Source organism: Amycolatopsis sp. N2S4-7 (genome assembly GCF_058119595.1).
Genome location: NZ_CP172299.1, coordinates 411102 through 428944 on the forward strand (window position 1 = coordinate 411102; position 17843 = coordinate 428944).

20 protein-coding genes are annotated in these 17843 nt (G+C 73.9%); 14 read left to right on the forward strand and 6 right to left on the reverse strand.

From position 1 onward, the window contains the following. Positions 1 to 58: 58 nt before the first annotated feature. The 3 genes from ACH54P_RS01895 to ACH54P_RS01905 all read left to right on the forward strand — a co-directional run bounded on the left by ACH54P_RS01895 (position 59) and on the right by ACH54P_RS01905 (position 3101). Positions 59 to 1666, forward strand: coding sequence for a RecQ family ATP-dependent DNA helicase (locus ACH54P_RS01895; RefSeq protein WP_489910553.1), 1608 nt, complete (start codon positions 59 to 61; stop codon positions 1664 to 1666). Between the two features lie 155 nt (positions 1667 to 1821). Then, positions 1822 to 2607, forward strand: coding sequence for an ANTAR domain-containing protein (locus ACH54P_RS01900; RefSeq protein ID WP_489910554.1), 786 nt, complete (start codon positions 1822 to 1824; stop codon positions 2605 to 2607). Positions 2608 to 2705: 98 nt separating this feature from the next. After that, on the forward strand, positions 2706 to 3101 hold the full coding sequence (locus ACH54P_RS01905; protein ID WP_489910555.1) for an STAS domain-containing protein: 396 nt from the start codon (positions 2706 to 2708) through the stop codon (positions 3099 to 3101). Between the two features lie 208 nt (positions 3102 to 3309). On the opposite strand, the gene ACH54P_RS01910 is transcribed toward ACH54P_RS01905, so the two are convergent. Continuing rightward, positions 3310 to 4719 (reverse strand): SpoIIE family protein phosphatase, encoded by a 1410-nt coding sequence (locus tag ACH54P_RS01910; RefSeq protein WP_489910556.1) that lies wholly within the window; start codon positions 4717 to 4719, stop codon positions 3310 to 3312. Between the two features lie 8 nt (positions 4720 to 4727). Then, positions 4728 to 5465: a GAF and ANTAR domain-containing protein gene (locus tag ACH54P_RS01915; RefSeq protein WP_489910557.1), complete on the reverse strand. Its 738-nt coding sequence runs from the start codon at positions 5463 to 5465 to the stop codon at positions 4728 to 4730. Between the two features lie 107 nt (positions 5466 to 5572). Between ACH54P_RS01915 and ACH54P_RS01920 the strand changes: the two genes are divergently transcribed. The 4 genes from ACH54P_RS01920 (at position 5573) to ligD (ACH54P_RS01935) (ending at position 9148) form a co-directional block, all read left to right on the forward strand. Further along, the gene (locus tag ACH54P_RS01920; protein WP_489910558.1) at positions 5573 to 6316 is read left to right on the forward strand and encodes an ANTAR domain-containing protein; all 744 of its coding nucleotides are present in this window, start codon (positions 5573 to 5575) and stop codon (positions 6314 to 6316) included. A gap of 55 nt (positions 6317 to 6371) precedes the next feature. Beyond that, positions 6372 to 7292 (forward strand): non-homologous end-joining DNA ligase, encoded by a 921-nt coding sequence (gene ligD, locus ACH54P_RS01925; protein ID WP_489910559.1) that lies wholly within the window; start codon positions 6372 to 6374, stop codon positions 7290 to 7292. Between the two features lie 396 nt (positions 7293 to 7688). Continuing rightward, positions 7689 to 8108: a DUF6292 family protein gene (locus ACH54P_RS01930; protein WP_489910560.1), complete on the forward strand. Its 420-nt coding sequence runs from the start codon at positions 7689 to 7691 to the stop codon at positions 8106 to 8108. Positions 8109 to 8158: 50 nt separating this feature from the next. Then, positions 8159 to 9148, forward strand: coding sequence for a non-homologous end-joining DNA ligase (ligD, locus tag ACH54P_RS01935; RefSeq protein WP_489910561.1), 990 nt, complete (start codon positions 8159 to 8161; stop codon positions 9146 to 9148). A 91-nt stretch (positions 9149 to 9239) separates the two neighbouring features. Here ligD (ACH54P_RS01935) and ACH54P_RS01940 read toward each other — a convergent pair whose 3' ends face one another. After that, positions 9240 to 9371, reverse strand: a complete 132-nt coding sequence (locus ACH54P_RS01940; protein WP_489910562.1) for a hypothetical protein — start codon at positions 9369 to 9371, stop codon at positions 9240 to 9242. A gap of 335 nt (positions 9372 to 9706) precedes the next feature. Between ACH54P_RS01940 and ACH54P_RS01945 the strand changes: the two genes are divergently transcribed. Beyond that, entirely contained in the window at positions 9707 to 10045 is a 339-nt protein-coding gene (locus ACH54P_RS01945; protein WP_489910563.1) for a DoxX family protein, read from the forward strand. On the opposite strand, the gene ACH54P_RS01950 is transcribed toward ACH54P_RS01945, so the two are convergent. Next, the gene (locus tag ACH54P_RS01950) at positions 10006 to 10869 is read right to left on the reverse strand and encodes an alpha/beta fold hydrolase (RefSeq protein WP_489910564.1); all 864 of its coding nucleotides are present in this window, start codon (positions 10867 to 10869) and stop codon (positions 10006 to 10008) included. The two genes, ACH54P_RS01945 and ACH54P_RS01950, sit on opposite strands and share 40 nt — an antisense overlap. A gap of 133 nt (positions 10870 to 11002) precedes the next feature. On the opposite strand from ACH54P_RS01950, the gene ACH54P_RS01955 reads away from it, so the two are divergent. Continuing rightward, complete coding sequence (locus ACH54P_RS01955) at positions 11003 to 12205, forward strand: hypothetical protein (RefSeq protein WP_489910565.1); 1203 nt, start codon at positions 11003 to 11005, stop codon at positions 12203 to 12205. Here the strand turns inward: ACH54P_RS01955 and ACH54P_RS01960 are convergent. After that, positions 12160 to 13182, reverse strand: coding sequence for an alpha/beta hydrolase (locus tag ACH54P_RS01960; RefSeq protein WP_489910566.1), 1023 nt, complete (start codon positions 13180 to 13182; stop codon positions 12160 to 12162). The two genes, ACH54P_RS01955 and ACH54P_RS01960, sit on opposite strands and share 46 nt — an antisense overlap. Before the next feature lie 132 nt (positions 13183 to 13314). On the opposite strand from ACH54P_RS01960, the gene ACH54P_RS01965 reads away from it, so the two are divergent. Genes ACH54P_RS01965 through ACH54P_RS01985 form a run of 5 tightly spaced genes read left to right on the forward strand, consistent with a single transcriptional unit; the run spans position 13315 to position 16405 of the window. Continuing rightward, positions 13315 to 13995: a hypothetical protein gene (locus ACH54P_RS01965; RefSeq protein WP_489910567.1), complete on the forward strand. Its 681-nt coding sequence runs from the start codon at positions 13315 to 13317 to the stop codon at positions 13993 to 13995. After that, entirely contained in the window at positions 13995 to 14546 is a 552-nt protein-coding gene (locus ACH54P_RS01970) for a DUF6529 family protein (RefSeq protein WP_489910568.1), read from the forward strand. Before ACH54P_RS01965 ends, ACH54P_RS01970 begins: the two co-directional genes overlap by 1 nt. 13 nt (positions 14547 to 14559) lie before the next feature. Further along, complete coding sequence (locus ACH54P_RS01975; protein WP_489910569.1) at positions 14560 to 14994, forward strand: Rieske (2Fe-2S) protein; 435 nt, start codon at positions 14560 to 14562, stop codon at positions 14992 to 14994. A 2-nt stretch (positions 14995 to 14996) separates the two neighbouring features. After that, positions 14997 to 15458, forward strand: coding sequence for a DUF3291 domain-containing protein (locus ACH54P_RS01980; protein WP_489910570.1), 462 nt, complete (start codon positions 14997 to 14999; stop codon positions 15456 to 15458). Positions 15459 to 15499: 41 nt separating this feature from the next. Continuing rightward, positions 15500 to 16405, forward strand: a complete 906-nt coding sequence (locus ACH54P_RS01985; RefSeq protein WP_489910571.1) for a DUF3800 domain-containing protein — start codon at positions 15500 to 15502, stop codon at positions 16403 to 16405. On the opposite strand, the gene ACH54P_RS01990 is transcribed toward ACH54P_RS01985, so the two are convergent. Beyond that, entirely contained in the window at positions 16395 to 17813 is a 1419-nt protein-coding gene (locus tag ACH54P_RS01990) for a serine/threonine-protein kinase (protein WP_489910572.1), read from the reverse strand. The two genes, ACH54P_RS01985 and ACH54P_RS01990, sit on opposite strands and share 11 nt — an antisense overlap. Between the last annotated feature and the right edge of the window lie 30 nt (positions 17814 to 17843).

A 17843-nucleotide genomic window follows, 5' to 3' on the forward strand; every position in this document is an offset into this window, starting at 1 on the left:
TAAACCGCTCGTTCGGGTCGAGCGGTTGCCGCCCGCGGTCCGGGGTAGCCCTGCGCCCATGAGAGACGGTGCAGACGAACTCCGCCGGCTGGCGGCGGAGCGGTTCGGCTGGGCGCGGCTGTCCGCCGAGCAGGTCGAGGCGATGAGCGCGGTGCGGGCGGGCCGGGACGTGCTGGCCGTGCTCCCGACCGGGGCCGGCAAGTCGGCGATCTACCAGGTGCCCGCGCTGGTGCTGCCCGGCCCGACGGTGGTCGTCTCACCGCTGCTGGCCCTGCAGCGCGACCAGATCGAGGGCCTGGACGCCGCCGCCGTCCCGGACGCCGTCGCGCTCGACTCGCGCCAGTCCGCCGCCGACCGGCGGCGGGTGTGGGACGCGATCCGGCGCGGCGCGGCCGAGTACGTCTTCCTGTCACCGGAACAGCTGGCGAAGGACGAGGTCGTCACCGGGCTGGCCGCGGCCGGGGTGTCGTTGTTCGTCGTCGACGAGGCGCACTGCGTTTCGGCGTGGGGCCACGACTTCCGGCCCGACTACCTGCGGCTGGCCCCGGTCGCCGAGCGGCTCGGGCGGCCGCCGGTGCTCGCGCTGACCGCCACCGCGGCCGCGCCCGTCCGCGACGACATCGTCGCCGCGCTGGGCCTGCGGGACCCGGTGCGGGTGATCGCGAGCTTCGACCGGCCGAACCTGCACCTGGCCGTGGCGAGGTTCGCCGGCGACGCCGAGAAGCGCGCGGCGGTGGCCGACGGGGTCACCGCGATGGCCGGCAGCGGGCTCCTCTACACCGCGAGCCGCCGGGAGACCGAGGACTACGCCGGGGAACTGGCGGCCCGCGGGGTCCGCGCCTTCGGCTACCACGGCGGGATGAAGACCGCCGACCGCGACCGGGTGCACCGGCTGTTCGCCGCGGGGGAGACCGATGTCGTGGTGGCGACCTCGGCGTTCGGCATGGGCATCGACAAACCCGACGTGCGGTTCGTGGTGCACGCGTCGGTGCCGGACTCGGTCGACACGTACTACCAGCAGATCGGCCGGGCGGGCCGGGACGGCGAGCCCGCCGAGGTGCTGCTCTGCTACCGGCCGGAAGACCTCGCGCGCCAGCGGTTCCTCACCCGGTCCGCGCCCCCGGAGGCGGAGCTCCGGGCCGTCGTCGAAGCGCTGCGGGCGGGACCGCTGAACCGGCGGCAGCTCGCCCGCGCGGTCCCCGGGCCGTCCGCGCGGCGGACCCGCGCGCTCGGGCTCCTCGAGCGGTGCGGCGACGTCCTGACCGGCCCGGACGGCCGGTTCGCGGTCAGCGGCACCGACGGCGCTGTCGAGCGGGCGCTCGAAGCCGCGGAGCGGGCCGCCGAGGTCGTCCGCTCGCGGGTGGAGATGATCCGCGCCTACGCCGAGACCACCGGCTGCCGCCGCCGGTACCTGCTCGGGTACTTCGGCGAGGAGCTGGGCGCGCCCTGCGGCCGCTGCGACACCTGCGAGTCCGGCCTCGCGGCGCAGGAGCCGCCGCCGTCGAGCGAGTTCCGCGCGGAAAGCGTCGTCCGGCACGCGGAGTGGGGAAGGGGCGTCGTGATGACCGTCGAAGAGGAGAAGCTCACCGTGCTCTTCGACGAAGTCGGTTACCGCACGCTGTCCCTGCCGGTGGTCCGCGAACAGGATCTCCTCGACCGCTGCTGAGCGTGGCCGGGCCATCCGCCGTTGCGCCGGACGGCCGTACCGGCGCCACCCCTGTCGCGCGGCAGGACCCACAAACCGGCGCGTCAGCGCGAGCGGATCGCCGCGTCTCCGGGAAAATCAAGGGGGTATCAAGACGAAGGTGGAAGCGAGGTTCGGTGACCGAAACCCTGATGAACGCCGCGGACCGGTGGAGACCGCTGACCGAGTTGCTGCACGCCCTGCTCGAGCGGATCACCGGCGAGCTGTCCGGGTGCCTCGGCGCGGCGCTCACGGTCAGTCACGGCGAGCGGCCGCTGCGGGTGCTCGCCACCGCGGGGGCGGCCGAGCACCTGGTGCCCGCCCAGCTGACGCACGGCGGCCCGGTCGTGGTGGCGGACGTCACCCGCGAACCAGTGACGACGGACGACCTCTTCACCGACGAGCGCTGGCCCGGGCTGACCCGCGAGGCCGCGGCGGCGGGCCGTCCGGTGCTCGCGGAGCGCTTCGCCGCCATCCGCGGCGCCGCGGCCCTGCCCGGCTTCTGGGCCGACGACAGCGGGGCGTTCGTGCTGTCGGCGACGCTCGACCGGCCGGCCGGCGCCGATGCCCTGGCGGTCCTGCGGCGCTACGAGAAGCTCACCGAGATGACGCTGGTGGTCGCCGAGACCGCCACCGCCGGCGACCCGGACCAGATGCTGGACCTGCTGGCCTCCCGCGCCGTCATCGAACAGGCGAAGGGCGCGATCATGGCGGTCCGGCGGTGTCCGCCGGACGAGGCCTGGCAGACCCTGCGCCGGACCAGCCAGGAGTTCAACGTCAAGGTCCGCGAGCTGGCCGTCGCCCTGGTCCGGCAGATCGGGGGCGGGGACGCGCCCCAGCCGGAGGGCACGCCGGAGATCCGGCCCGGTGCCCCGGCCCACCACGCGGCGGAACGGCTCTGGTCGGCCTTCACCGCGAAATAAGGCGGTTTCCCCGCCGGACGTTTGGGTATCAAGACCCCGTCCTTGATCACCTCCCTGTGTCGCCGGCCGAGCGCCGGTGCGGAAGGCCTGCCGAACCCGTGTTCCCCACTTCACCGGTCCCCACCCGGTCCGCGCCGCTGACGGCGCGCCGGACGGTGTACCGCCCCGGCCTCGTCGTGCTGACCTTCGCCGGCGAGATCGACGCGCTGACCCTGCCGATCCTGAAGCGCGAACTGGGGGCGGCGCCACCCGGGACGACGGTGGTGGACCTGACCCAGGTGGCCTTCGTCGGCCTGGCGGGCGCTCGCACCCTGGCGGCGGCCGCGGAGCGCGCGGGCACCGAAGGACGCCGGTTCGGGGTGGTGGCGAACAGCCGGACCCTGGCGCGGCTGTTCCGGATCACCGGGCTGGCGGCGGTGGTGCCGATGTTCGCCTCGCTGTCGGACGCGCTGCGCGAGCTCCTGTCGGCCGGAGTGCACGACACCGCCTGCTGAGGACACCGGCGCGGAGCGGATCGGCGGCGGCGGTGCCGCCCGGTGGCTCAGCGTGGCGGCCAGGGCGGCGGGGACACGGGCGTCGTGCCGCAGCTTGTCCGCTGCGGCGGCGGGTGCCGACCGGAGACTCAGCGAGGCAGCCAGGGCGGCGGGGACACGGGCGTCGTGCCGCAGCTTGTCCGCTGCGGCGGCGGTGCTGCCCGGAGACTCAGCGAGGCAGCCAGCGCGCGACCAGCACCCCTGCGTCGTGCCGCAGCTCGCCGCCGGCGTGGTCCAGCACCGCCCGGGTCAGGCGGCGGGCGATCTCCGGGGGCAGCTCGTCGGCGTCCCGCCCCAGGAGCTCGGTGATCCGCGTCAGCCCGAACCGCTCCCCGGCCGCGTCGGTCGTCTCCGCGACCCCCGGTGAGCACAGCGCGAGCAGGTCGCCGGGTTCGAGGCGGGCCGTCCGGGCCCGGCCCGGGTGCCCGAACCGGGTGGTCGCCGGCTCCGGCTGGGGGAGGACCGAACCCCGGCGGACCAGCAGCGGGGGCGGGTGCCCGGCGTCGTGCCAGCGCAGGTCGCCGGTGCGCAGGTCCAGCTCGGCCAGCACCCCCGTCACCACCGGGGCGCCCGGCCGGGCGGCCGGCTCGGTGCCGACCGCGGCGTACTGCTCGTCGAGCGAAGCTCCGTCGCGCCGGGCGGCGCGGTAGGCGGCCAGGGCGTTCACCACGGCGAAACTCGCGCCGCCGCCGCGCGGGCCCGCGTCGAACATCGCCAGCTGGGCCCGTCCTTCGGAGAGGGCGTAGTCGAACACCGTGCCGCACACCTCGTACGCCGGCTGCACGCTCGCGCCGACGACCACGCGTTCGGTCGCGCCGGTGAGCGGCGGCAGGCTCTGCCACAGCAGCTCGGCGGGCGAGCCGCGGTGACGCCGGCGGCGCCGCATGTCCAGGCCGTCGCCGTACTGGGTCGTGACGGTGACGAGGTGGCCGAGCAGCGCGGCCAGCCAGCTGCACTGCTCCCGCAGCACCGGGTCGTCCGGGTCGGCGTCGTCGGCCGGGACGATCTCCAGCACCCCCAGCCGCTCCACGCCGTCGAGCAGCACCGTCCACAGCGTGGGGGCGGCCCCCTCCCGCGTGACGGTGGTCCCGGCGCGGCGGAAGACGTCCCCGCCGACGGTCGTCTCGATGTCGAGCTCCGCGGCGCCCGGCCGCAGCGGCACGAGCGTCCGCTGGTCGTAGTCGGCCAGGTAGACGTCGATCGTCAGGTCGAGCGCGCGGCCCGCCTCGGCGACGATGGCGGGCAGCCGCTCGGGCGGCGCGCGGTGCGCGCCTTCGAGCAGGTCGACCAGCGCCTTCAGCGGGCCGTGCAACGGCTTCCCGTCGCGGACCGAGTGGCTGTAGGGCGCGCGCGGCGGGCCGGCCAGCTCGTCGAGCCGCTCGTTGACGGCGTGGGCGAGCATGTCGCGGTCGACCCGGGGCAGCGTGGTCAGCCCGTTGAGGTAGGCGTCCAGCTCCAGCAGGCTCAGGCTGCCACCGAGCGCGAAGTAGCGCATCCACAGCTGCTCCAGCGTCAGTTCGCTCCGCGCGAAGCACGCGGTGAGGAGCCGCTGCTGTTCCCCCTCGGGCAGAAAGCGCATGGGTGGGTTCACCTTTCCCGCGGCGCCGGGGCGACGAGGTCGGCCGCGGCTTCGGCCGGGCTGCGGCCGCGGGCGCGGGCCAGTGACAGGAGGCGGTCGAACGCGGTGTCCTCGTCGAGGCCCTCCCGGCCCATGAGGAAACCCTTCGCCAGGCTGATCCGGTCGCGGTCGAGGAGCGTGTGCTTGAACTCCTCGCTGAACCGGCTCGCCCGTTCGTAGGCGCGGGTGTTGGCGACCAGGACCGCGGCCCGATCGGCGAACGTCATCAGCGTCTGCTCGTCGGAGGGCCCGAACGCGCCCGGCACCGTCGCGTAGAGCTTGATGGCGCCGTGGCAGCCGTCTTCGGTGACGAGCGGGGCGGTGAGCACCGACCGCAGCCCCCAGCCGGCGACCGCCGTGCACCACCGGCTCCAGCGCCGTTCGGAGGCGATGTCGTCGATCCGCTTCGGCGCGCACTCGGCCAGCGCGGCCATGCAGGGACCTTCGCCGAGGTCGTACTGCAGGCTGTCGGCGTCCCGCACGAGCGGGCCCGACGCGCTCGTGGTGGCCAGGCCGCCGTCGTCGTCGACGAGGGTCACCCCCGCGCCCGCCGCGGCGCTGATCGTCGTCCCCGCCAGCGAGACGATCAGTTCCAGGACCGAATCGACGGTCTCGCGCGACAGGAGCAGCCCGGACATGCGCGCGGCGACCGTGGCCAGCTCACCGTCCAGCGGCAGCCCGCCCGGTGAGACCTCTTCCGACGACATGGCCGCTGAATACCATCCGGCGGACCCCGGCAAACCTGCTCCGGGACATGGTTGGGCGCGAAGTGGGTACCCGAGGGCACTTCGCGCCCGAGCGGGAGGATGTGGACATGGACCGGCCGGAACCGACCGCGACGACTTCGACGCTGTTCGACGAGGTCACCGGAGCCCTCGAAGCCCTGACCGCCGTGCTGCAGGAGGAGGACGACTTCCGGATCCTGCTGCGCCACGTCTGCCTGCAGGTGCGCCACGCCGTCCCGGGGGTCGACGAGGCGTCCGTCACCCTGGTGCGCGCGGAGGAGCCGCACACGGCCACCGCGACGAGCGGGGTCGTCGGCGACCTCGACGCCGACCAGTACCGGATCGGCGACGGTCCCTGCCTCGAGGCGATCCGCACGGGCAAGATCGTCCGCACCGCCGTGTCGGACGCGATCGAGCGCTGGCCGGACTTCGCCCGCGGGGCGCGGGAGGCGGGCTTCGGCAGCTTCCTCGCCGCGCCGCTGGTGGCGGACGAGCGGTTCACCGGCGCGGTCAACTGCTACGGCCGCCGGGACGACGGCTTCGCGGAGGTCGACGGCCGGCTGCTCGAGCTGTACACGGCGGCGGTGGAGGCGGTGCTCCGGGTGTACCACCGGTACCTGCGCGCCCGGGAAACGGCCGACCACCTGCGCACGGCCCTGACCTCGCGCGCGGTCATCGACCAGGCGAAGGGCATGCTGATGGCGATCCGGCAGATCGACGCCGACGACGCTTTCGCCCTCCTCGTGGAGCAGTCGCAGCGGGAGAACACCAAGCTGCGCGAAGTCGCGGAGCGGTTCGTCGCGCGGGTGGTTGCCGGGCACGTCGTGCCGTGACCGCGTCCGCGCTCGCCGCAACCGTGGAGGGGGCCGGGCGCGGTAACGTGGGGGCGTGGTGGGGAGCCGGGTCACGGTGCGGGTGGGCGAGCGGCAGCTGACGCTTTCGAACCTCGAGAAGGTGCTGTACCCGCGGCACGGCTTCACCAAGGGCGAGGTGCTCGACTACTACACGCGGATCGCGCCGGTGCTGCTGCCGCACATTCGCGACCGGGCGATGACGTTCGTGCGGTTCCCCGACGGCGTCGCCGGTGGTTCGTTCTTCGAGAAGGACGTCTCCCGCCACGCCCCGGACTGGGTCCGCACCGCGCGCCTCACCGTCGGCGGGCGCGGCAAGGAGCCGGAGATCATCGCCTACCCGCTGATCAACGACCTGCCCGAGCTCGTGTGGGCGGCCAACCTCGCCGCGCTCGAACTGCACGTCCACCAGTGGACCGTCGAGGGGGACGACGAGCGGAGCACGCCGGACCGGCTGGTGTTCGACCTCGACCCCGGGCCCGGGACGTCGGTGGTCGACTGCTGCCGCGTCGCCGAGCGGCTCTACGACGTCCTCACCGCCGACGGGTTCACCCCGGTGGCGAAGACCAGCGGCTCCAAGGGCATGCAGCTCTACGCGGGCGTGGTGACCACCGACGGCGGCGAGACCTCGCAGTACGCGAAGGCGCTGGCCGAGCGGCTCGCCGCGGAGACCCCGGACCTCGTCGTGGCGCGGATGACGAAGACCCTGCGGCCGGGCAAGATCTTCATCGACTGGAGCCAGAACAACCCGTTCAAGACCACCGTCGCGCCGTACTCGCTGCGCGGGCGGGACGAGCCGACCGTGTCGACGCCGGTCACGTGGGACGAGGTCCGTGCCTGCCGGCACGTTGCGCACCTGCGGTTCACCGCCGACGAGGTGCTGGCGCGCGTCGACGACCTCGGAGATCTTTTCGCCGACCTCGAGCGCACCCGGGTCCCGATTCCTGCGTTCGGCTGAATTTCCGGAACCGCAATTCCTCGGCGAATCCCGTCGCGTTCCGGCCCCGGCGGCCACGATTTCCCGGCGAATTGCGCCGGCACGGGTCCGACCAGGTGATTTGATCGTCCTCAATGGACTTCTGCACGTGCAGAAGGGCGTGTCGGTGCACGGCCCGATCGGCCGCGGTGTTTCCGTTGTGCCGCAACCTGGACGAACTGGGTACGGTCGACGCGAAACCGTGGGCGAGACCGGGAGACATCGTTCTCGCGACCGTCGCCATTCTTGTCGAATGTGCGGAAACCGGGAAAGCGGTGCGGCGGCCGGCGCGGGAACCGGCACCGCCCCGATCCCGGCTCCAGCTCCACCGGCCGCGCAGGGCGCGCGGCCGGCTTCCGGTGCGAAGAAAGGAAACGGGTGTCCGGCCTGATCGACACCGATCTCGAGTTCTGGTTCCAGCGCGGCCTGCGCGCGTACCTCGGCGAGGTGGCCCGCGCGCTCGGCTTCGGCCTCGAGTCCTGCACCGTGGACGTGGACGTCCCGGTGTCGGCCTACGTCGCGGTGGACTGGCGGCTGCGCCGGTTTCCCGAGCGCGACGTGGCGCTGCTCTGGGACGAGGTGCACGGCTGGGCCGTCGCGGTCGAGGCGGCGTGCGGGGAGGAGATGATCGTGCTGGCCTACCTGGGCGGGGCCGACATCCTGCCGCCGCCGCGCGTGATCGTGCGGTTCCTGGCCGCGCTGCGGGCCGGCGACCTGGAACCGGACGGGCCGGGCTCACCCGTGCTGCGCCGCGCCGGGAGCCACCAGGAGCTCCTGCCGCTGCTGCCGGCCGGGTGACCGCGCCGTCCGCCGGTCGTCCAGACTGGACGCCGGCAGGGGAGGTGGCGATGGCGGGGATCGTGCCCGACGCGGTGGCGCCGATGCTGGCGGTCGACGGGCCGCTGCCGGACGACGACCGGCACGGCTACGAGTGGAAGTGGGACGGCTTCCGCGGCTGCGCCCGGGTTTCGGACACGGGCGAAACCCGGATCACCAGCCGCAGCGGCAGCGACCACACCCACCGCTACCCCGAGCTCGGGGACATCTTCGGCCCCGCGCTGGGCGGCCGGGCGGCGGTGCTGGACGGCGAGGTCGTCGCGCTGAACGCCGCCGGCCGCCCGGAGTTCGAGCTGATGCAGCGCCGCGCGATGCACGAGCCGACGGCGACGCTGCGCGCCGAGGTCCCCGTCGTCTACTTCGCGTTCGACCTGCTGCGGATCGGGGACGAGTCACTGCTGACGCGGCCGTACGAGCAGCGCCGCGAACTGCTCGGGGAGCTGCTGCGGCCCACGGACGGCCGGATCGTCGTGCCGCCCTGGTACACCCGCGCCGACATCGCGCCGGCGCAGCTGCTGGAAACGGCGGCCGCGCACGGCATCGAGGGCGTCGTCGCGAAACGCCTGGACGCGCCGTACCTGCCCGGCGCCCGCACGCCCTTGTGGACGAAACGCGCGCTGACGCGGACGTGCGAGGTGGTCGTCGGCGGCTGGCGCATCGGCGCGGGCCGCCGCGCGGGCACGCTCGGCGCGCTCCTGCTCGGCGCGTACGACGACGAAGGCGCGCTGGTGTACATCGGCGACGTCGGCACCGGCTTCACCGACGACGCGCTCGACCACCTCCGCGCCGTCCTGGCGCCCCTGGCCCGCGCGGAGAGCCCGTTCGCCGAGGACGTTCCGCGCGACCGCGCCCGTGGCGCGCACTGGGTGTCCCCGTCGCTGGTGGGCGAGGTCGTGTACCGCCGGATCACGCCGGACCGGCGGCTGCGCCACACCTCCTGGCGCGGCCTGCGCCCGGACCGGACCCCGGACGAGGTGCGCGTGCCGGGAACCGCCGGGTGACGTCGCCGCGCGTGCGGCCGGCCGAGATCGCCGCCGAGAACCGCGGTGTGCGCCCTGCGCGTTCACCCGGACATGCGGCCGGCTCTCGGATCTACGCGGCCGGCCGCAGCGCCACCGCCCACGGACAGGGCCCGAGAACGAGCCCGGCCCAGCGCGGGATGTCGTAGTCCTCGAGCAGGAACTCGCGCACGAGCGTGATCGGTGAGCCGAGCCCGCCGAACACGGGAATCGTGACGTCGTCGCCGATCGGCGGCCGCAGTGCCGCCCTTGCGCAGCAGCACGACCTCGGCGGTCACCTTCGAAACCTCGACCACCACCTGCGTCCCCGGCTGTGAGCAGCCCGGCCGGGACGGCGAACCACAGCACGGTTCCCAGGATCCGCAGCATGATCATCGGCCCAGCCGACCACGGGCGCGGGCGGGGCGGGAGGGGTCGACGACCCTCGGCCGACCCTGTGACCGCCGTCACTCTCGGGGCTGTCACATCGGTTCTCACCGCGGAGTCGTGGGGGTGACGGACCCGGAACCCCGGGGTCCGCGATTCCCCCGAGGAGGTCCGATGTCCACCGCTTACGTGATCGTCACCCTGGCCGCCGCCGCTTGGGTCGGCTTCTCCGCCGTTTCCGTGTTCGCCCGGGCGAAGTGGGTTGTCGAGCCGATCACCGAGTACGGCGTGCCCGAGTCGTGGTGGATGTGGCTCGGCAGCGCCAAGGCCGCCGGGGCGGTCGGCCTGGTCGCCGGCCTCTTCGTGCCGGCGATCGGCGTCGCGGCCGCGATCGGCCTGGTGCTGTACTTCACCGGCGCCCTCGTCACCGTGGCCCGCGCGCGGTCGTACCCGCACCTGGCCTTCCCGCTGCTCTACCTGGCGCCGGTGGTGGCTTCGCTGGCGCTGCTGTGACCGGCGAGCCAGCGGAGGGCGCCGGCGGCGTGGCCGAGCACGGACAGGTGCCCGTCGCCGGCGGTGGGCCGGAACTCCGCGTCCGCGCAGCGCCCGGCGAGCCACGCGCTGTGCGTGGCGGGGACCATCCGGTCGTCCTCGCCGTGCACCAGCAGAACGGGCGCGCTGATCGACGCCGGATCGGCGCCCCACGGCGTGACGTAGGCGAGGTCGTCGTCGATCAGGCCACCGGGCCCGCCCGCGAGCGCGGCCTGGACGACGTCGTCCAGCCACGACCACGATCCCTTGAGCACCGCGAAGTCGGCCGCGGTGAAGACGTCCGGATCGAACTCGGCGGCGGCTTCGTACTTTTCCTTGGCGGCCCGGCCTTCGGTGGCCGCACGCAAGGAGGCCGCCCCGGCGGCGGCCATGCCGCCGAACCAGTCGAGCCCCTCGGCATCGAACGGCGCGACGGCGGCGAGGCTCGCGACGGCGACGACACGATCGGTCAGCAGCGCCGCGGTGGCGAGGGCGTGCGAGCTGCCACCGGAGTGCCCCATGACCGCGAACTCGCCGATCCCGAGAGCATCGGCGACCGCGCTCACGCATGCGGCGGCGCTCCCGACGGTCCGCCCCGGCACCGGCGTCGAGGTGCCGTAGCCGGGCCGGTCGAAGGACACCCAGCGCACGCCCAGCTCCTCGCCGAGCGGTAGCAGCGGCCCGGGCGGCGCGCCGGTGTTGGGCGTGCCGTGGTGCCAGAAGACGGTGAGCCGCCCGGGGCCGCCGGTGTCGTAGACGTGCAGGGTACGTCCGCCGGGCAAGGCCAGATCCGTCTCGGTGACCATGGGGCCCGAGCCTAGTCCGTAGGCGAATCGAGACATTAAGGCCGTAACTCACCGCGATCGCGCGGCGTCTCCGCATTCAGACGGGAGCAACGCCCTGACGGGCGGTTTCCCGGCGTGGAGAACGGAGTGGCCCGTGAACAGCAAAAGCGATTCGGTCGAAACGGCACTGCGCGAGGTCGAAGCCGCGGTCGCGAAGCTCAAGCGTTCGGAGACGAGCCGGGCGTGGGTGAAATGGCTGATCGCGGCGGCGATCGCCGTGGTCTTCCTCCTCGCGGGGGCGGCCGTGGTCGTGCACACCTTCCTCGAGTCCGGCGGGTTTCACGCCGATGAGACCACCGCGTTGCTGCTGGCCGTCTTGCTGGTCACGCCATTCATCCACCAGTTGAAGAACTTCGAGTTCGGTGGCGCGAAAGCCGAGTTCGCCGCCCCGGCGGCCGACAGCCTGAGCGGGCTGGTCGAGGTGCTCAAGACGGTCGACGGCGCGGTCTCCCGGCTCGTCCAGGAGAAGGCGCTGCACGCCGGCGACCAGGCGGGTGAGGCGGATGCCGCCTGCGTCGTGCAGCCTCCCGATGCGGCGGTCACGAAGTCCCCATCGCGCGCCCAGGTGCTCTGGCTGGACGAAGCCCCGGCGTCGACCGCCTACGAACGCGAGGCGTTGGCCAGGCTCTTCTCCGTCACCGTCGAGCGGAGCGAGCGAGCGGCAGCGAGGCAATGGCGCAGCGGGAACTTCGACGCCGTCGTCATCGCGGCGACCGGAAAGTCCGCCGGCGCCGACGGGACGAGGAGAACGCTCGACTCGAAGGTCGCGACGAAGTTCGCCAAGAAGCATCCCGCGCGGGACGTGATTCTCTATGTGTCCCCGGATACGGTGGTGGTCAAGAAATCGGAACTCGACGGCGTGGCCGTCGCGGCGTCTTTCGACCAGCTGGCGAAACGCGTGCGCCGGGTGGCCAGTGCGCGCTTCGACCTCGAAGTGCGCGAGCAGATCACCGAAGCAGGCGCCAATGCGGTCGCTGATATGCAGGACGCCGACTTCATCGCCGACTTCGGTGAGGGGCACCGGATCGCGGTGGAAACGGCGTACTGGCTGCGTCCACCGAAAACGGACGCTCTGCAGGCGAGGATCGACGAGCTCGAGAACGTCGTCGGACTCGGGAAGGCGTGCTCCGCGCTCCTGGTCACCCTGAAACCGATCACCGGCCCGAAACGGGACTCGATCCGGCCGGTGGACGGCGTCGAGCTGGTGACATTCGACGAGCTTGGGCCCACCTTGACCCGGCTCGCGGCGGCTCAGCGGGCCAGCCGCTCCGCGAGCCAGCCGAGCGAAAGCGGGTAGCGGTAGTCGATCCCGCCGTGGCCGGCGTCGAACAGCTCGAAGTGGACCCGGTCGTCCGGCAGGCCCGCCTTCGCCACCTCCGCCCGGAACGCCTCCGCGCCGAGGTCGAGGAACCACTCGTCGCTCGTGCCCGCGTCGATCCACACCGCGCGCAACGCGCGGATCGCCTCCGCGTGGTCCGGCACCATCCGGACCGGGTCCCAGTCGAGCCAGCGCTGCCACTGTTCCGGGCGGAGCGCCCCGGTCCGCGGGTTGAACGGCAGCTCCGGCGTCCCGTCCTCGCGCGCCGAGAAGCTCGCCGAGACGCCGAGCATCATCAGCAGGGTCGCGTCCTCGGGCTTGGTGAACGCCGTCCGGCCGCGGAAGTCGGCCCACCACGCCTGGATGTCCTGGTCGTACTCGCGCAGCGCGCGGACCGCCTTGCCGAAGTCGGGGACGTAGCACAGCTCGTACAGCGAGTCGCCCGCGTGCGTCGCCAGCGCGCCGAACAGGTCGGGGCGCAGCATCGGCGTGATCATCGCGCCGAACCCGCCCGACGACTTGCCGGTGATCGCGCGGGATTCGCGCTCCGGGATGGTCCGGTAGTGCGCGTCGACCCACGGCACGACCTCGTCGCACAGGTACGAGTGGTAGCGGCCGGTGCCCGGGGAGTCGACGAACTGCGAGCCGCCGTACGCGGTCCACGCGTCGACGTACACCACGACGCAGCCGGGCGCGCCGTCGGCGAACACGGCGTCGGCCGTCTCCACGAACGGCTGCCGGAACGGCGTCCGGTTGGCCCACATCGTCAGGTGCCCGGTGTAGCCCTGGATGACGTACACCGCCGGGTACCGCGCGTCCCCGTCGTCGTAGCCCGGCGGGACGTACACCCACAGCGGCCGTTCGTGCGGGTCGCCGAGGGGGTTGCCGCGCAGCAGCGCGGAGTGCACGGTGTGCCGGTCGAGCCGGCCGGCGAGGTCGCCGTCCCAGGGCAGCATGCGGCCAGTCAACCACGGGTCACCGGTTGCGGGGGCTAAGCGATACCTCTTTTCCGCGCGTAGCGTTGAGCCGTTTCGCCCCGACCTCCGTGTTACGGGCACGGTGGTGGGTAGGGAGATGCGGGGAAAGCCATGAAACGTCCGGGGCCGTTGTTCACCTTGCTCGCCGGTGTGGTGCTCGCCGGCGGGATCGGGATCGTCAACCTGGCGACGGGGACCGGCGTCGCGCCGGTCGCCGGAGCCGCGAGCGCGGCGGGCGCGGCGAGTGCCACGACAGCGCCGCCCAAGACGGAGGCGCCGACGACGTCCGAGGCGCCGAAGCCCGAAGCACCCGCGCGGGCGGACTACGCCGGGCGGGTTGTCGGCGGTGGCGCGTCGGTGGCGGTGTCGGTGCGCGACGGCCACGCCATCGCCTACCTCTGCGACGGCAAGAAGGTCGAAGCCTGGCTGCAGGGCGTGACGACCGGCGGGAAGCTGGACCTCAAGGGGGCCAGGAACGCCGGCCTGACCGGCACGTTCGACGCCGCCGCGGTGACCGGGACGGTGACGGCGGCGGGCAAGACGTGGCAGTTCACCGCGCCCCCGGCGAAGAAGCCCGCGGGCCTCTACCGCGCCACCCCGAAGGTGCGGGACAAGGCGGCGAAGGTCGGCTGGATCGTGCAACCCGACGGCAGCCAGGTCGGCATCCTCACGACCGGCGACGACTCGGCGGCCGCGCCGGCGCTCGACGCGGCGACCGGGACCGCGACCGTCGACGGCGCCCCGGTGACGGCCGAGCCGATCAGCGGCCTGGCCGGGAACGGGGACTTCTGATGGCCGTCCCGGCGGCGAACCACCGCGCCGCAGCCGCGCTCGTGGTGCCCCTGGCGGTCGGCGCCGTCGTCTCGGTGGCGCTCGGCGTCTACGGCGGCCTGCACACGCCGACCGGCGTGGCGGTGAACGTCGCGGGCTTCTCCGGCCCGCAGGCGGTGAAGGCGTGGCTGGCCACGGTCGTCGTCGTGCTGGCGCTGGTGCAGCTGTTCTCGGCGCTGGCGATGTACGGCAAGCTCGGCGGCGGCGCGCCCGCGTGGGTGGCGCCGGTGCACCGCTGGTCGGGACGGCTGGCGTTCCTCGTGTCGATCCCGGTGGCGCTGCACTGCCTCTACGCGCTCGGGTTCCAGTCGTTCGACACGCGCGTCCTCCTGCACTCCCTGCTGGGCTGCTTCTTCTACGGCGTGTTCGTCGCGAAGATGTTGCTGCTGCGCAAGGACGGCGCGCCCGCGTGGTCGCTCCCGCTGCTCGGCGGGCTGGTCTTCACCGCGCTGGTCGGGCTCTGGCTGAGCGCGTCGCTGTGGTTCTTCACCCGATCCGGCTTGACCTTCTAGGCGGAGGACGATCGTGCGGAACGACGAAACGGACCCGGTGCTGGCGCGCCGGGCAGCGCTCGCGGTCCTCGGCGCCGGGCTGGTGGCCGGGTGCAGCACCTACGGCGGCTCGGGCACGGCCGCCCCGGCAGCACCGGCCGCGCCGGCGCCCGCGGCCGGCGGGACGCCGCTCGGCGCGACCGGCGACGTGCCGGTCGGCGGCGGCAAGGTCTTCGCGGACCAGCGGGTGGTGGTGACCCAGCCGGAGGCGGGGACGTTCGCGGCCTTCTCGGCCGTGTGCACCCACCAGGGCTGCACGGTCGACGCCGTCGCCGACGGCACCATCAACTGCCCGTGCCACGGCAGCAGGTTCAAGATCGCCGACGGCTCGGTCGCGAACGGCCCGGCGGCGCGGGCCCTGGAGAAGAAGACGATCACCGTCACCGGCGGCAAGATCACCTTGGGCTGAGCGTGGCCGAGCTCGCCCAGGTGAACGTCGCGGTGCCGCGGGCGCCGCTGGACGACCCGGTCATGGCCGGGTTCGCGAACGCGTTCGACGCCGTCGCGCGGCTCGCCGAAGCCGCGCCCGGCTTCGTCTGGCGGCTGGGCGCGGGGTCCGGCCACGCGGTCGTCGCGGCGGCCGGCGGCACCGACCTGGTCGTCAACGTCTCGGTGTGGCGCGACTACCGCAGCCTGCACGAGTTCGTCTACCGCAGTGCGCACGGGCAGCTGCTCCTGCGCCGCCGGCAGTGGTTCGGCACGACGCGCCGGCCGTCGACGGCGCTGTGGTGGGTACCGGACGGCGGACGTCCCAGTGTCGAACAGGCCTTGGCGCGGCTGCAGTTCCTCCGGGCCCACGGACCGTCCCCGCAGGCGTTCTCCCTGCTGCGCCAGTTCGCCGAGGACGGACGCCCGCTGCGCCGGGGCCGATAACGCGGTCGCCGTGGCCCGGCGGGTCTGGCACCATCGGAGCGGTGAGCCCGGTCGAGATCGCCTGCGACGAGTCGGGTTCCGAGGGCGAGAACCTGCTCGGCGGCGAGACGGACGTCTTCGCCCACGCCGGGGTGCGGCTGACGCCGGAAGCCGCGGCGGCCTGTGTGCGGGAGATCCGGGACCGCATCGGCTCGCCCGCCGAGGAGTACAAGGCCAACCACCTGCTCCGCGCCAAGCACCGGGCCGTGCTCGAGTGGCTGCTCGACCCGGCCGGCCCGCTCGCCGGCCACGGGCACGTGCACCTGACCGACAAGACCTTCTTCGCCGTGCGCGCCGCGGTGACGCTGCTGGCCGAGGACGCCACCGACGCCATGGCGCGCACCCTCCACCGCGCGGGCCCGGCCGCCTTCGGCGAAGACCGCTGGGAGTTCTTCCTGACCGCCTTCACCAGTGTGCTGCGGCTGCGGCCCCGGCGCGGCGTGACGTCGTCGCCGGAGGAGTTCTTCGCCCTGGTCGACGAACTGGCCGCGGTTCCGGGCGAAGCCGGCGAAATCCTCGGCCGGTTCCGCGGCGGCGCCGGAAAGGTGGCCGCCTACCGCGCCCGGCTGGCGAGCGACCCGGGCCTGGTGCCGGTGCTGGATCCGCTGGTGCCCGCGGTGATCCACACCGTCCGGCACTGGAGCACCGGCGGCACCCCGGTCGCCCTGGTGCACGACGAACAGCTCGCCCTCACCGCCGAGCGCGTGCTGCAGCTCAAGACCACCCTCGGCCACCGGCTGGCCGGCGTCCGGTTCGTCGACTCCCGGTCCGACGCCCGGGTGCAGGTCGCCGACTTCCTCGCCGGGGTGGCCCGCCGGATCGCCTCCGACAACCTGAACGGCCGCGGCGACCCCCGGCTGACCACCCTCCTGAAGTCCTTTGTGGACGAAGAATGGCTCAGCAGGTGATCACCTGGGTCGGCGGGGTCGTGTCGTCGAGCCGCTTGACGTACGCGTCGCCGGCGCGCCGGGCGCACGCGCTTTCCTTGGTGGCGAACGGCCCGCTGTAGACGGCGTACACGTCGGCGCCGTTCAGCTGCTGCCGCAGCGAGCCGCAACCGGTGGTCGGTGCGTGCAGGTAGCCCGCGCCGGGGTGGGCGTCGAGGAAGCGCTGGACGTCGGCGCGGTAGCGGGCCGGGGTGACCGCCGAGCCGAGCACCACGACGTACGAGCCGTCGCACGCGGGCGTGCTCATCGCGGTCGCGAGCCCGAGGTCCGCGCCGCCGATGGTGGCCACCGAGGTCCGGACCGTCACCTGCGTCGTCGTGACCGGCGCGACGGACGGCGGCGGCGTCGTGGACGGCGTCGTGGACGGCGTCGTGGACGGGGTCGCGGAGGGCGCCGCGGACGGCGTCGTCCCGGCCTGCGACGACGGCTTCACCACCGTGAACCACCCGGCGACGGCGACGAGGGCGAGCAGGGCCACCGCGGCGACCAGCCAAGGCGCCTTCGAAGCCCGCCGCACCCCGGTCACCGGCGCCACCAGGGTCGGGGGAGGGTGGGTGCCGCCGAGCGCGGCGCGGGCGGCGCCGGCCAGTTCCGCGACCCCGCCGAACCGCTCCGCCGGGTCCTTCGCCATGCCCCGCGCGATCACGGCGTCGAACGCCGCGGGCAGGCCGGGCCGCACCTCGCTCGGGCGCGGGGGCGGCTGGTGCAGGTGGGCGCCGATCAGCGACGCCGCCGTCGACGCCGCGAACGGCTTGCTGCCGGTGAGGCACTGGTGCAGCACGCAGGTCAGCGAGTAGACGTCGACGCGGTGGTCGGCCGGCGCGTCGGTGAAGCGCTCGGGCGCCATGTAGTCGAGCGTGCCGACGGCGCCGCCGGTCGCGGTGAGCTCGGTGCCGGGCCCGGCCGCGCGGGCGATGCCGAAGTCGACGAGGTAGGCGAACCCGGTGGCGCCGACGAGCACGTTCGACGGCTTGACGTCCCGGTGCACCAGCCCTTCGGCGTGCGCGGCGGCGAGGGCCTGGGCGACCTGCCCGACGAGGTCGACCGCTTCGGCCGGGGCCAGCGCCCCGCCCGCGGCGAGCCTGCTGCCGAGGTCCTCACCGTCGACCAGGCGCATGTCGAGGTAGAGCCGCCCGTCGATCTCGCCGTAGGCGTGGATCGGGATCACGTGCGGCTCGCGCAGCCGCGCCACGGCGTGCGCCTCCCGCCGGAACCGCTCCTGGAAGTCCCGGTCGGCGGCGAACTCCGGCGCGAGCAGCTTCAGGGCGACGACGCGGTCGTGCCGGGTGTCGTAGGCGCGCAGGACCTCGCCCATCCCGCCGCGGGCGATCAGCGACTCCACGCGGTACGGCCCGAACTGCCAGCTCACGCGCTTCCTTCCACCAGACCCCGGACACCG

Bases quoted from the DNA above. Each gene is read 5' to 3' on its own strand.
- ACH54P_RS01970 (WP_489910568.1), top strand. From the start codon at position 13,995: ATGGCCGTCCCGGCGGCGAACCACCGCGCCGCAGCCGCGCTCGTGGTG.
- ACH54P_RS01915 (WP_489910557.1), bottom strand. From the start codon at position 5,465: ATGTCGTCGGAAGAGGTCTCACCGGGCGGGCTGCCGCTGGACGGTGAG.
- ACH54P_RS01965 (WP_489910567.1), top strand. From the start codon at position 13,315: ATGAAACGTCCGGGGCCGTTGTTCACCTTGCTCGCCGGTGTGGTGCTC.
- ACH54P_RS01910 (WP_489910556.1), bottom strand. From the start codon at position 4,719: ATGCGCTTTCTGCCCGAGGGGGAACAGCAGCGGCTCCTCACCGCGTGC.
- ACH54P_RS01960 (WP_489910566.1), bottom strand. From the start codon at position 13,182: ATGCTGCCCTGGGACGGCGACCTCGCCGGCCGGCTCGACCGGCACACC.
- ACH54P_RS01945 (WP_489910563.1), top strand. From the start codon at position 9,707: ATGTCCACCGCTTACGTGATCGTCACCCTGGCCGCCGCCGCTTGGGTC.
- ACH54P_RS01920 (WP_489910558.1), top strand. From the start codon at position 5,573: ATGGACCGGCCGGAACCGACCGCGACGACTTCGACGCTGTTCGACGAG.
- ligD (WP_489910561.1), top strand. From the start codon at position 8,159: ATGGCGGGGATCGTGCCCGACGCGGTGGCGCCGATGCTGGCGGTCGAC.
- ACH54P_RS01895 (WP_489910553.1), top strand. From the start codon at position 59: ATGAGAGACGGTGCAGACGAACTCCGCCGGCTGGCGGCGGAGCGGTTC.
- ACH54P_RS01950 (WP_489910564.1), bottom strand. From the start codon at position 10,869: ATGGTCACCGAGACGGATCTGGCCTTGCCCGGCGGACGTACCCTGCAC.